The following is a 13,135-nucleotide window of genomic DNA, read 5'->3' on the forward strand; positions in this document are numbered from 1 at the left end:
TTTTCGAGGTAGGAACACTATGAAATCACCGTGGAAATTTCTGGTTCAATTGTCGTCGGGGCGACGGCCGGCGAAAGTGCAAGAGAATTCGATCGCGCATGATGCTGATCCCGAGGGTCTCGAAAGCGAAGCGGAAAACAAGTCGGCACTTCCGTCCGATAATCCAACAGAAGCTTCCAGCACACCTGATCAGGATGCAGACGGCCAGATTAATCAAGTGATGTTGTCGGATAAGCCGACAAGCCATCCCAATCTCACGCAGGAAATCAGCCAGCCGATTGACATTCAAGAGGCTGAAACCCCTGCGCCCAATGAAACCAATCATTCGGGTACCGAGGGGAAGGCATCGGCGCCGAAAAGCGAGAAAAGCGAAAAGCTCCAAGGAAAACCGCAAACCACACGCCGAGAACCTCCGAAGAGAGCCCGCACTCAGGTGGTTGCGCGAAGCGCTGTCGCCACAAATGAAGCGCAAAGCGTACAACCCTCTTCTTCCCGGGATCCTTTCTTCAACGAAGTGGCAATCCTCGACGAGGAGATCAAAAAGCTGCGCCAACTGCTGGCTCAAAAACTTTATGAGCAGAACGTTCAGCTCAAAAAGATGCTTGAGCGTTTCGACGTTTCGTGAGCCGGCGTCCACGACGCCGGAGGGAGCTTGCTGTAGGACGCCATTCGCCGGAAGCTGGAACGCGTCACCCGCGAGCTCATCTAAAAAGCTGAATAGGGATCCCGGCGCCAAGCTCGACTGGATCGCTGTCGATCACTGAAACACCGACCATCCGCGTGTCCACGTCACTCTGCGTGGGCGCACCGGGGCTGTGTCTTGATTCGGATGCCCTCCATTTTTGCCGCGTTTGTGCGCGGCAGCTGAACTAGTGTCAACGCTCTGCGGACAAGCAGGTGTTTTTTGCTTGGAGCCGACGAAAGGGAATCGGATACATGAAAGCTCCACGTGATAAGCGACGTCTTGGAACGAAAGATCAAATGGGGCACTAAGGCATAATTGAGTGGCGACACGGCGAAAGCTGCGCGAGGAGTTCACGAGATTGAGTGGCAAGCTGCTGTCGGTCGTGCGCGACGATCCAGTTTGCCGGCGGCTGAGCCAGGTCTCGATGATGGCGCAGATGCAGAACATTATCGACTTCCCGCCCGCGGCTAAGCTGGACGCGTCTGCACGCCTCGATCCAAGCCGGGCGAGCGAGCAGGAGTTAGAGTGCGAACTGGTGTTCATGGGCAAGGGCCGCTGCGCCGTTTGCCACGTCCCGCAGACCGCCTTCATGGACAACAACATGCACGACCTGAAGCTCGAGCGCTTCTATAAGATCGGCCAGACGGCCAACGATCTCGTGATTTCACCAGATGGTCCGATCAAAACCTTCACACTGCGACACTGCGTGGCATCAAGGACGCTCCACCCTATTTGCGCAATGGGCGGCCGATGACACTCGCCGACACGGTCGAGTTCAGCTAAGTCTTGTAGGTGGAGATCGTGGCCGCGGTGGTTTCCACCCCTTCGAAAAGGAACGCCCGACGTTTTAATTGTCCGACCCAGGCGTGGGGCAGCCAGTTCTCGGGTCCGCCACATAGGAGGATCATGACTGGTCTGGGCGCACGCGCTTCTGGAGAGCGGATGATCGTTTTGAGGCAGCGACGGTCGGTCCAGCTTGGTTCGCCGCTCTGGGCGTTCGGATGCGTGTGCCAGTCGCCTATGTAGGTGTCGACAAGGCCTGACGCGCGATAATGACGGTCGATCTCGGACTGCTCCCATTCGCGGTCCGGGGAAAAGCTGCTGCGTGTGCGGATCGCTTCCGATCCGCCGTCAATCATCTTCGTGATTACCGCGACATTCTCGTCCGACCAGTATCCCATAAAGGTCCCGCCTGTTTCGAGGTCGTGCCAACGGCTCGCGTCTTTCAGCATCGCTTCAACGACGGACTCCGGTATCCAGATCAGCTTCGGCATCCGCAGTCCGAGTGTCGTTCCAGTGGATCGATCCGCCAACTCGGCGGCATACGACGTTTTACGTTATGCAGATTCACGGTGCGGACTTCGGATACCGTCCAGTCATCCGGGCTGGACAGGACATCGACGGCCATCCGGACGGTCTCCAAGGACAGTTCCTTCAGGTCGAATGAAGCTCCGGTGAAGGTGAGCTCGGAGCAACCGGGTGGCTGAACGAGCGTTGATTCGTCATTCATGCCGTTCGGATAGGGGATGTGCCCCGACTTTCCTTCCGGGGTCTCGTTGGCGTGCGCCATGCACACCGGACAACCGGATTCCGGATGATGGAATACGACCGCCCCGCCGTGCAGGTTGGGTGAGGCGAAAACGGAGATGAGCGAAAGGCCACGCTCCCGGCAGATGTCGCCGAGAAGGTAGGTCACGCCCGGCGCGGCACTGGCGTCCACAACGAGATCGACGCTGTCCAATAACTCGTTCAGCCGATCTGTGTCTCCGGTTGGTAATCCAATGCGGTGCGGGACGGCCAGAACGGAGGTCCATGGATATTCCCGTTCGATGAACCGCTTCAAGGCGTCCTGCTTCTTCGTTCCCCAACTGCTGGCTCCAAGTTCCCAACGGATCGCGTTGCCCGGCTCGACGACATCGTCGTCCATCAAAATGGAGCGAGGTGCAGCCGTTTCTAGCTAGTTCGACGGCAGCGGGTGATCCCAGCGCGCCGAGCCCGACAACTGCAATGCGTTTGCCTCTCAAACTCGCGACCGATGGAACTCGATAGCCGATGTCTATCTCGCCGTCCCGAAAAACAGGCACGATGGACGCGACCGTGTCTCTACGTCGCGGTCCTCGTCGACTTGGACGTGAAATGTGCTCCTGTACCGCCATTCCGCACACCCAAGCATCTCCATGCTCGTTGTGTTGAAGTTCGGTCTTGCTGACCGTGAATGAGAGCCGGATATCTGCGCCGTCGCATGTCACATATGTTTTCCCGTACGCGACTTTGCCGACCGTCTGTTCAGCAGAACCTGTTGGTAGAGAAAGTTGGTCGTCGCGCCGCCAAGGGAATCTGTCGCAAATGGCATTCGAAAAAATGGCGGCAGGAGGAGGCGCAGCACGTTCCGCCAAAAGGCTACCGTCACCGGCATTGACTTTTAAGATCGCAGCCCTGATGGTCCGGCCGATTTCTGTTCTGCTTGCGGTGACGAGGACATCGACAGTCCCTTCGTCATAGCCCGAGAGCTTCCATTCGGAGTCAACGAGGACGAAGCTCCCGCTAGCGTGGCCGCGGTTGTTCCACCAATACTCGATCGGCTCTCCCTGAGGATCCTCCGCTCCCGTGCCGTCCAGGACATGCGCGAGGTTTTCGTCGAGGATTTCTGCCAATGACATGTTGGCCTGCCAATAGCGGGTATCGCGCCCCAGCAGACAAAGGCCTCCTTCGGGTCCACAGTGCCGCTCAGGGTATTGGGAGGGATCGCAGGTCAGAAAAACATGGGGGCGCAGGCGTGGAAAGCTATCTGGATAAACTGCTCGCAGCCCAATGGCTCTTCCGTCGCTCAATGGCCATGAAAACTCGATTCGAAGGATTCCAGCAGCAGCCGCCTCTTCATCTACGAGGAGGCTCTCTCCAGCAACAGAATGAAGCTTTTGAAGTTCCGCCAGCCTCCTGCGCCCTCCCAGTGTGACAGCAAGAGCGGGAGGCGGCTCGAAGTCGGTGTATGGCTTCATGTTCAACCAACGTGCTTCGGAGGTACTTTCGGCGGAACGCTTGGACCAGGGTGATCCGGCGGACCAGGCGGACGACCGGGGTGACCGGGATGGTTCGGATGACCAGGATGATCGGGATTGCCGGGCTCGTGTCCCGGATTGTCAGGTTTGCCTGCCATCTGAGGCTCCTTCTTTCTGCGGTTGGTGCTAAGTTTTAGTGTTGTTCGCCTAGGCGTCTTCAGGCACGGAGAACGGCTTAAGAAGCGTATACCTGGTTAGTATTCCATGCGAAGAACTTATTAGTGTATCCGTAGTCGAAAATTGCGTCATTCATGTCGAGCGTCCGTTTCAGCTTGGTAGCTTTGAGCCCAGGACTGTGTTGCGGCCCCTTTTCGCTGATGTCTTTGATATTGATGGTCACGGCTTGTCCTCTATTAACTTGCTAACGGGGCCAAGGACCTTGACGCCAGCCTCTCCCGATGGAGCGACTATACGACCGCGCCTAAGTCAGATTTCACCGTTCACAGGGTGGAGGCCGCAGGATATCAGCAATTTTTCAGCTGGCCCGCAGGGTTGCTGCAAGTAAGTGCGACGGTCCCAAAAGGTCGACGCGATTCAGTCGGCGGAAAGGACCACGGCGTTAGAACTGCTCGCCGCGACTTGAAGGCGCAGCCCGGTCGGAGGAGGAATTCGCAGTTCGGTCGGTTTCACGCCGACGCGATGCCGCGTCTTCTTCCTTGGGATGGCGCCGTGGCCAAACTCGGCAAAGATGGCAGCGATGAACGACGCTTCTGGAAATAGAAGACGGCGCCCGCCGATACATTTGAGCTGCGCGTGGGCGTCGCTGCCGCCGAGCAAGCTGCGAACAGCGACCTTCACGTACAACGCTGTTGTGTTTATGCCGCGATGTCCGAGAAGATCGGCCACCTCGTTGATCGGCCTTCGCTGTCCGACGAGTCGGGTAGCTAAACTGTGGCGCAGGAGATGTGCACCTGCGCGCCGCCCGAGTTCAATCCCAGTATGCCTCAACCGCTCCCGCACGATTCTTGAAACAGCCGACGCAGAGTTGAACGGTCGCACCGGCGGAGTGAACGACAGGTCCGGACTATCCACCTTCGGTCGAGCGCGCAGGATGTAATCGGCGAGTGCGGCGCAGGTCTCCTCAAGGAGTGGCACCACCCGATCAACCTTGCCCTTGGTACGTCGGACAAAAACCTCGCCGGTTTGCCAGTCGATGTCCTGAAGATGAATGGCGCGCAGTTCGCCGTTGCGAATGCCCGTGGTGGCGAGCAGCAGCCGGACGGCTCGGTCGCGGATGTCGACCGGCATCGTTGCGCCGATTGTATCGATTGCGTGTCGTACCTCCTCCCATCGAACGCGCGGCGGCAAATGCGCCAAACGCCAGTGGGGTGTTCTTGGGACGACGCGAGCAAGATCCCGACTGTGGTGGCCGGCCCAATGCAAAAACCGAAGAAATATCCGGATGTGAGAAGTTGCTGCCGAACGGGTACCGGAGGTCACCGATAGCGACAGCCGATGCTCGACAGAGAAAGGACGTTCTCAGCCGCCAACGCCTCGAGGTTTTGGCCGGGATGGTGACGGCGAACCAATCCAGAAAGCGGCGGCCGCCCAGAAGAACGCCTTCGCGAGTATTAGGCTCCAGGCCCCGTACCCTATGCAGATACTCCGAAAAGGAGGCCAGAAGCGGAGCATCCGGATCATCCTTCTCACTTGAAACGGAATGAACCGCTCCGGAGCCACTCGCCGTGCGTGCCCCAGCGCCAGCACGGCCCAATGCGCGGAGGATCCGTACTAAACGTGCCCAAATAGCTATCGACGACATGGATCGGGATCGGACCGCAGTGCGTCCCGGCAAACTGGCTAAAGCGCGTAATCCGGCTCAGATAAATCTTGGCTGACGCTCGCTTGTAACCAAGCATGAAGAAATGCTCCGCGAGACGATGCATCTCGTCACCGAGCGCACCGGCATAGCGGCGCAGGGGGATCCCGCGCCTACCTCAGAGGAACGAAATATCATGTGGCGCAGAATTCCAGACACGGCACGCCCCGGCTGACGCCGGGACGGCTCCGCGCCACCTAATCTCTCTCGGCACATAAGAACGGATCATTGCTGGCGTCCCGCACCAGCGACAGCAAGCTGAGCCCCTGCGGGAATCGACCGGATGACTGGCAGGAACACCTTCACGCCGGAAGGGATCATGCAGAACGCACCGCCCGGATCACCGGCTGCAAGTGCGCCTCGTCGACGTCTGGGCGGCGCGCACGACAATGTCGCCAATGACGACCTCGACCACCGCGTCCGCCGCACACCGCACCGGTGTTTCGCAGCTCGAATGCCGCGATGGCGCAGGTCGGCCCGTCCCAAGCGTCAGGGCGCCAGGCGAAGAGCTGCGACGGGTGAATGCCAACCCGATGCGCGATCGCCGACACGCTTGCACCGGGCTCCGGCGCCTCTGCGACAACCTGCGCCTTGAACGCATCTGACCAACGCCGGGGAACTTGCCGTGGCGCCCCTTCGAGGCCCTCGGCAACCGCCTCGATCATGTGAAAGGTAATAGTTTTAGAACGAGGCGCAGACATATAGAAGCTCACATCGGCTCACAACTCGCGCTACGATATCCGGCCGTCACCCCCTTCCGCCAGACGGGGTTCCCTTGCCGCTTACGAACATTGATCCATCAATACCCTCAACTCTTTTGCGCACTTCACCTACAGTCCGACTTCGAAGTCGCACCAATCAACTATCTTGCCTGGTAGTAGATAGAACGCTCGAACCTCAGATAGATTTGAGGAAGTTCTCAGTCCGAGGATCGACGAAATGCGCGAAGTTCAGAGCTTGGGGATTGTTATTACCGACCCACGACAGATGATCTCGACCTGTAAAAGGCGCTTTTCAGCAGCCCTAGGTGTGGTTGGTGGCACGTCGGTTCTCCGACGCTTATTATCTCAAATGGCACACGCTGGGGTGCAGAGGACGATGGTGCTGGCCCGAGAAACTTTAGGCGAAATAGCCGGCGAACTCGGTGGCGGGCTGGATGGGATGGAGCTCTGCTTACGCGCTCTGCCCAGGCCGAATGCCGGACGTCTCGTGGACGCAGCAACGACAAATGAGATCGCCCACGTTGATGGCGCCGTGCTGGTGTTCACGGAGAATTTGGTCATAGACTTCGATGTGATCGACCGGCTGTTGCGGTCGCAAGACCGCAATATTGCCGTAGTCAGCAAAACACAGGCCAGACGATCCCTGCGCGTACTAGCGGACGATGCACTCCGCCTTACAGCAATCCTACCCGACCGCCCTCCAAGCCAGGTTCACTCCTCTGCAGATTCTTATCTAGTGGGCGTTTATAAGTTTGACCCTGCGTTCGTTCGGGCCATTGCTCGGAACCGCCGGCATCGCACGCATGACGATCTCGAGTTCTTTGAAGCCGCATTGGGTATTCATGGACATCCGATCCAGATCATGTGTGCCGAACCTCAACGTGTGAGCATGGTGAACGATGCCGTTGACCTCGCGGCGGCGAATTTCGCGTTCAGGTCCAGTTCCGATCAGCCACTTACGGCTGAACGCACCGGGTACTGAAAACCAGTAGAAAAGCCTGCCGAGGCGCTTTCTTGTGAAGATGGCGTTTTTTGAGCCCGTTATTCCGACGTTCGCGGCTCCCACTTTATATTTCAGAAGCCGTAGAGTGAGTGAGTGACTGAGCGTCCATCATTCCACAATTTTGTGGAATACTTCCGTGCTGGTGCACGTCAGGGCCTTCGCTTCGAAGATATATTCGACCGAGCGTATGATTCGGATTACCGTGGGCGAGACCTTCTTGGGGCTCATTCTGAGCCGGCCGACATGACGTTGACGATGCGCGTGTCGACGTGAATGTTGTCAGGCGGGGCCGCGCCGATTCGTTCGTCGCGACTGAACACCTCGCCCCGGCTTCTCATCAACTGGCGCAGCAGGTCGAATTGATGGATCTTTTAGCCATTGCAGCAGCGTGATGGATGGCTGGCCAGCAGCAATTCGGGGTCGCGCAGGTGAGCCGCCGACCGTCGTCGACGTCATCTGTATCCGGCCAATTCACCGCCAGTTCGGCGCCCAGCGAGCCGAGCAAGCTTGGCCGAAGCGAAGGCCTCACTAACCTTTTATCAAATGCCAGCCGCAACCCGATCTAGGTACTGATGATCTGCACCAGGCGCGATTAGCCGCAACGACGGGCAGGGCGCCCGCTCTGCAGCTTGCCATTCAACGGCGCGCAGATGGCCGACCCAACAGCACTCGCTAGTTCGCAGTCGAGGCAAAACAGGCTGCGGCTCCTGATTTGGATTGCCGAACGGCTTCCTCGCACACGGAATTGGCGGATGCGTAACGGCATAGCCGCACAGGGCAACCGCGCAACGGACACTACTGTCGTGTTTGTCGAACCCACGACGTCGCGACATCTGGCCGGGTGCTGGCTGCATCGTGTAAGTAACTGACAAACAAATAAGATCTCGTTGACGCCCTTTCTGCAAAGTTGGCACGACTCTTGAACCCTCATTAGCTACGGGGGCAGGAGTTGCCGACGATATGCATCACTCAGCGGACGAAGGAGGAGAGCATGATGTCAGATCTCCGTCGACCTGCATTGAGAGCCCTGCAATACCGGCCGTCAACGGCGCAGACTGCCCCATCGGCTGCCGCGTCGTGCAGCGGTGCCTACATGGCGAGCAATTTGTCACTCAAGAGAGACTGTGGACGGCCCGCCGATGACTGCGGTTTCTCTCAAGTCCTCGGACCGGCCACCGGAGAATCCCATCAGATATCCTCGGGAACATCGATCCATTTCTCGAACGCTGATGGGGACGAATTTGCGGTCGAGCTCGGCCGGTTTCTCGACCTGACAGATGGTGTCGCTCAATCCAAAAAACTGTTCGACCTTTTGTCGGCTTTTGCGTCTAAATTTGGCTGCACCTGGATGGCGTATGGTCCTCTTACAACCGACCACAAGGGTTTGAATCCAGTGAGATGCGAGTCGGAGGAGATTCTAAATTATCCTGATGGTTGGCAGGAGCGATGTCTCGAAATGGGCTATGAGAGGATAGCCCCCATCATCAAGGAGAGTCGAATGGGAGCTGGCCCAATTCGATGGAGCGACGTGTACAGAGACGCAAGCACCACTGAATACGAGCGGCGCATGTTTGACGAGGCTGCAACGTTTGGCTTGAGGTCCGGCATTACTGTTCCATTGCGTGGCCCTAGAGGCAGCTTCGCGATCATGAGCTTTGCTCGGCATTGCGAGCGTGAATTCCAAAATAGAACAATCACCTACTTACAGCTTGCCGCGACCCATTTCCATCTGAGAGTCGCGAAGGCCGCGAATTTGAACGTCGTCCAAGAAATTCCTGCGCTTTCTTTAAGAGAGAAAGAGTGTGTATTGTGGGTGGCAAGAGGGAAATCGTCGTGGGACATAGGGGTTATTATGCGGATTTCCGAAAATACTGTTAACTTCCACATTAAGAACGTAATGCGGAAGTTAGATACGTCGAGCAGAACCGTTGCAGCGATTAAAGCAATAAGCCTCGGAATCATCGAATTGTAAGAAGCGGCGTCCCAGGCAAAGTCCTGCCTCAGCCACTTCCGTCTGTTCGCCTGGACAGGTTCGCGCAATCTCGGACGAGGTTCAGTTGATCCGAACATCCGATATCGTGCGATATTTTTGACGCCGCGCTCAGGTAAGAATCAGATAGCCAAATCGTAGATGGCGAACTGCGGCATACAGCAACGCCGATCGGCGTTCCTTCCTCCGATAGCTGCCTTTGCGCCAGGCGCGAGCCAACCAGACGGATAACCGTTCGGGTTCGCGGGCTTGGATGAAATGCCAGCTTGTTATCGTGACCGACGCGCCGAACGGCGACCGCGCCTCTCGATAGATTGCGCGACGCATGCTGCTCAGGTCGCTCTGGAATCGGTTGCCTGCCAGAGAATGTGGAGTTCTCTGCAGGCGATGAGAGGCAAATTTAAGTTGTTTCTATCGCCACTGAGAATAGGCGAACATTGAAGAACGGCCAGGGACGATACTACCAGCCTGGGTAGGCGCGTGGGCCGACGTTGCCGTGTAAAACCGCAGAGCCAGCGCAGAATTCCCTTTCAAGAGTATGGCGCATTTTGTGAGGTTACCGTCTGGTTGAGGAAATCATGTCAAACGAAAGTAAGCCCAATTCACTATATGCCTTCGAGAGCCTCGAATCGAACGTGCGGTTTTATTCGCGATCTTTCCCTGTCGTGTTCGAGAAAGCCGCAGGAGCCATTCTGCACGACGAGAACGGTTACGAGTTTATCGATTTTCTTTCTGGCTCAGGCGCTCTTAACTACGGTCACAACGATCCGTATTTTCTCGACGAAGCAACTCAATACCTGAGGTCGCATGGAATAATACACGGGTTGGACATGGCAACGCCAGCCAAAAGAGAGTTTATGGAGTGTTTTGACGCAGTAATATCGCGTCCACGAGGCCGGACATACAAATTTCAGTTTACCGGTCCCACCGGCGCCAATGCCGTGGAAGCTGCGTTGAAACTCGCACGCAAGGCCACTGGACGGCACAGTATAATTTCATTCACCAACGGCTTTCATGGGATGAGCTTAGGCGCGCTTGCTGTAACGGGTAATCGCTACTACCGAGATGCAGCGGGCCTTCCTCCGGCCGGCGTGATGTTCATGCCCTATGACGGGTATTGGGGAGCCGATAAGGATACTTCGGAGTATCTGGGCAAGGTGCTTGCTGATGCAAGCAGTGGTGTCGATCTGCCGGCAGCAATCATTCTGGAAACCGTTCAAGCTGAAGGGGGCATCAACGCTGCGCGAAAAGAGTGGCTGCAGTCGATCGAGCGGATTTGCAGAACCAATGGCATCCTCCTGATCGTTGACGACATTCAGGCAGGTTGCGGACGAACGGGCAATTTCTTCAGTTTCGAGTTCGCCGGTTTATCGCCAGACATTGTTGTCTTGTCGAAGTCTCTAAGTGGCTGTGGGCTGCCGTTGTCCCTTTTGCTGCTCAAACCCGAACTAGACGTTTGGCGACCGGGCGAACACAGTGGGACGTTCAGGGGCAACAATCTCGCGCTCGTGACGGGGACCGCTGCTTTGCGGAAATATTGGACTAATAATGCGCTGTCTGCAGGTGTTAAGGAAACAGGACGCATCATCAGGGAGCGCCTTCAGCAGATTGCGGAGACTAACCGAGCTCGTAGTTTCTCCGTACGCGGAAGGGGCATGATGCTGGGGTTCGACTGCGGCACAGGTGAATTGGCCGAGAGAATTGTCCGCAAGGCTTTTGACAATGGGCTCGTGGTAGAGCGATGCGGAGCGGAAGATCAAGTCATCAAGCTTCTGCCTCCTTTGACAATCGACGAGCAGACGCTGCAAAGCGGTCTGGATACGCTGCATAAGTCTGTGCACGCCAGTGTCTAAGCAGTACGGGGCTGAGATGCCGCCAGCCCCAAGCGTCCCCGGGCTACGGCGAACGAAAATCGCTTATGCTGGTACGACTCTCAGCAACCTCACGGGGCGCCTCACTCAAGTCTGAGGTCAGTTCGGCTGAAGAAGCTCATTCCGATCTGCGCTAAACCGCAACACAGCAAGAAACGTCGGGGTTAATAGCCAATGGCAAGAAGAGCGCTCATCATGGTTGAAGGTCATAGGGGCAGTGGTCCGCTGTTCGTCCACGCGGCCAGGCGTTTAGGTCTTCACCCAATTACAATGTCGGCGGATCCAGCCCAATATGACTATCTGGCGGCGGAAAGAGTTGAGGCAATCCGGGTCGATACAGACGATCTCGATGCGCTGATCCAAGAATGTTCGCGGCTACGTTCGAAGTATGGCATTGCCGGCATTACTGGCTTTGCGGGTGACGACGAGTCGGTCTATGCGACAGTTGGAAAGCTCTGCCGCGACTTCGACCTACCGGGACCGAACCCCGAATCGATTGAACGATGTCGCGACAAATTCGCTCAGCGTCAGCTGCTTGCCGAGGCCGGCGTTCCAATACCTGCTTATCGCTTGGCATTGAATGCGACAGACGTACAAAGTTCCGCTGCGGAGATCGGCCTGCCGGTAATTCTTAAGCCAGCCGAAGGCAGCGGCAGCATCGGAGTCCGGTTGTGCCGCAGCGCCGACGAGTTAGCCGAACATACGGCCTATCTGTTGGGCGGGAAGCACGTATGGCGGTCTTCGCCGAGGATTCTGGTCGAAGAATTCGCACAAGGTCCACACTATCTCGCTGCAATGATGGGAAATGAGGTTATTGGCTTTGGCGTCGCTGAGTACGGCCCCCCACCGCAGTTTGTCTTCCGGCGGTTGATCTTCCCGGCCCAGCTGACCGATGACCAGCATGAGCGCGTCGCCGAAGTTTCACTGAGCTGTTTGCAAGCTCTCGGCCTTGGCTGGGGGCCAGCGAACATTGAAATCCGGTGGACGAAGCGTGGCCCAGTCGTCATCGAAGTCAATCCGCGTCTTGCTGGCGCGCCTGAGCCTCAACTGATTCAGCTGGCTTACGGTATCGAACTCATCGCCGAGCACATCAAGCTTGTCATCGGCGACGAATGGAAGTTGCGCAAAACGCATTCGTCCACCGCGGTTGCGCAGTCCCTAATGCCTGATCGGGATGGCACTCTCGATTGGATCGATGGCAAGCATCGGGCGGCCGCGATATCAGGTGTCGCAGAGGTCAAATTCTTAGTTGACCCCAAGACACCGATCGTCAGGAAAGGCGACTACCGAGACCGCATAGGATATATCATCGCGGCTTCGCCCAGCTTTGCTGAGACCGAGGCGATACTTCAGCGTGCCGTCGACGTAATTAACTGGTCGATCACACCATTTTCCGACCCTTAGCGAGTAGGAACAATCTCTATTGAACCCCTCGACCTGGCGGCTTTTGGCCAGCGCGCAGATCTGTTATTGCGGAGTTGCGCCGTGTTTCCCTTGCGAGTTTCAAATATCTGTCCGCCCGATAGCCTTCAACGATCCGGAGTTGGCGGCTGCAGCGAATTGCTGATATCAAACGAATCCTAGAATTGACCCCTTTGGCAAATTGAAGAACACAGCCCCCTCACTGGTTTGCGATTTCAATCGTTTCGGACGGCGCTTCCCAGATCCCTCTGCTGCCAATCAGATGGTGATCACCATTGAGTGGGGACGCGGGCGATTCAGGTCGTCGCGTCCAGCCCGGGATCTCCGAAGACACTCCCCCATTCGCTGTAACCAGGATCGATCTCTTATCGGAGCGCCGGGAAGAACATAGGGAGGCAAGTAGCAAACGGAGCACTCACTGGAGCGCGAGTAAAAGAAGCGGCCATGCTGCACTGGCTTGGTCGGATGCTGGATATCTCCTCGCAGGATGTCGTGCTTGGTACAGTAGCGGAAAGCGGCGAAGCGGGCCCGGACTGCGGATCGGCGTAACCGACCGGTTGTCAC

At 57.1% G+C, this 13,135-nt stretch carries 9 protein-coding genes and 1 pseudogene; 6 read left to right on the forward strand and 4 right to left on the reverse strand.

What is annotated here, in order from left to right; all coding sequences use genetic code 11:
• The first annotated feature begins 19 nt into the window (after positions 1-19).
• Together AYK65_RS20575 and AYK65_RS20580 are read left to right on the forward strand one after the other, a co-directional pair.
• Positions 20-625, forward strand: a complete 606-nt coding sequence (locus AYK65_RS20575) for a hypothetical protein (protein ID WP_081160144.1) — start codon at positions 20-22, stop codon at positions 623-625.
• Positions 626-1,091: 466 nt separating this feature from the next.
• Positions 1,092-1,462 (forward strand): annotated as a pseudogene (locus tag AYK65_RS20580) (cytochrome B6); the annotation flags it as partial.
• 2 nt (positions 1,463-1,464) lie between these two features.
• Here the strand turns inward: AYK65_RS20580 and AYK65_RS20585 are convergent.
• From AYK65_RS20585 to AYK65_RS33945, 4 genes are all read right to left on the reverse strand, one after another.
• Positions 1,465-1,959 (reverse strand): Mov34/MPN/PAD-1 family protein, encoded by a 495-nt coding sequence (locus AYK65_RS20585; protein ID WP_081160147.1) that lies wholly within the window; start codon positions 1,957-1,959, stop codon positions 1,465-1,467.
• Positions 1,947-2,612 carry a ThiF family adenylyltransferase gene (locus AYK65_RS33170; protein WP_244560043.1) on the reverse strand — a complete coding sequence of 222 codons (666 nt, stop codon included), beginning with the start codon at positions 2,610-2,612 and terminating at the stop codon, positions 1,947-1,949. Before AYK65_RS33170 ends, AYK65_RS20585 begins: the two co-directional genes overlap by 13 nt.
• 1,666 nt (positions 2,613-4,278) lie before the next feature.
• On the reverse strand, positions 4,279-4,992 hold the full coding sequence (locus AYK65_RS33175; RefSeq protein WP_244560044.1) for a tyrosine-type recombinase/integrase: 714 nt from the start codon (positions 4,990-4,992) through the stop codon (positions 4,279-4,281).
• An 888-nt stretch (positions 4,993-5,880) separates the two neighbouring features.
• Complete coding sequence (locus AYK65_RS33945) at positions 5,881-6,264, reverse strand: transposase (protein ID WP_081160151.1); 384 nt, start codon at positions 6,262-6,264, stop codon at positions 5,881-5,883.
• 238 nt (positions 6,265-6,502) lie between these two features.
• Between AYK65_RS33945 and AYK65_RS20610 the strand changes: the two genes are divergently transcribed.
• The 4 genes from AYK65_RS20610 to AYK65_RS20630 all read left to right on the forward strand — a co-directional run bounded on the left by AYK65_RS20610 (position 6,503) and on the right by AYK65_RS20630 (position 12,553).
• Positions 6,503-7,267 (forward strand): glycosyltransferase family protein, encoded by a 765-nt coding sequence (locus AYK65_RS20610; RefSeq protein WP_081160154.1) that lies wholly within the window; start codon positions 6,503-6,505, stop codon positions 7,265-7,267.
• Between the two features lie 1,012 nt (positions 7,268-8,279).
• The gene (locus tag AYK65_RS20620) at positions 8,280-9,260 is read left to right on the forward strand and encodes a helix-turn-helix transcriptional regulator (protein ID WP_244560045.1); all 981 of its coding nucleotides are present in this window, start codon (positions 8,280-8,282) and stop codon (positions 9,258-9,260) included.
• 596 nt (positions 9,261-9,856) lie between these two features.
• Positions 9,857-11,131, forward strand: a complete 1,275-nt coding sequence (ectB, locus tag AYK65_RS20625; protein WP_081160160.1) for a diaminobutyrate--2-oxoglutarate transaminase — start codon at positions 9,857-9,859, stop codon at positions 11,129-11,131.
• A 192-nt stretch (positions 11,132-11,323) separates the two neighbouring features.
• Positions 11,324-12,553, forward strand: coding sequence for an ATP-grasp domain-containing protein (locus tag AYK65_RS20630; RefSeq protein ID WP_081160163.1), 1,230 nt, complete (start codon positions 11,324-11,326; stop codon positions 12,551-12,553).
• Positions 12,554-13,135 lie beyond the last annotated feature (582 nt).

The organism is Ensifer aridi (genome assembly GCF_002078505.1).
Lineage (GTDB): Bacteria > Pseudomonadota > Alphaproteobacteria > Rhizobiales > Rhizobiaceae > Sinorhizobium > Sinorhizobium aridi.

Bases quoted from the DNA above. Each gene is read 5' to 3' on its own strand.
- AYK65_RS20575 (WP_081160144.1), top strand. From the start codon at position 20: ATGAAATCACCGTGGAAATTTCTGGTTCAATTGTCGTCGGGGCGACGG.
- AYK65_RS20585 (WP_081160147.1), bottom strand. From the start codon at position 1,959: ATGCCGAAGCTGATCTGGATACCGGAGTCCGTCGTTGAAGCGATGCTG.
- AYK65_RS33170 (WP_244560043.1), bottom strand. From the start codon at position 2,612: ATGGACGACGATGTCGTCGAGCCGGGCAACGCGATCCGTTGGGAACTT.
- AYK65_RS33175 (WP_244560044.1), bottom strand. From the start codon at position 4,992: ATGCCGGTCGACATCCGCGACCGAGCCGTCCGGCTGCTGCTCGCCACC.
- AYK65_RS33945 (WP_081160151.1), bottom strand. From the start codon at position 6,264: ATGTCTGCGCCTCGTTCTAAAACTATTACCTTTCACATGATCGAGGCG.
- AYK65_RS20610 (WP_081160154.1), top strand. From the start codon at position 6,503: ATGCGCGAAGTTCAGAGCTTGGGGATTGTTATTACCGACCCACGACAG.
- AYK65_RS20620 (WP_244560045.1), top strand. From the start codon at position 8,280: ATGATGTCAGATCTCCGTCGACCTGCATTGAGAGCCCTGCAATACCGG.
- ectB (WP_081160160.1), top strand. From the start codon at position 9,857: ATGTCAAACGAAAGTAAGCCCAATTCACTATATGCCTTCGAGAGCCTC.
- AYK65_RS20630 (WP_081160163.1), top strand. From the start codon at position 11,324: ATGGCAAGAAGAGCGCTCATCATGGTTGAAGGTCATAGGGGCAGTGGT.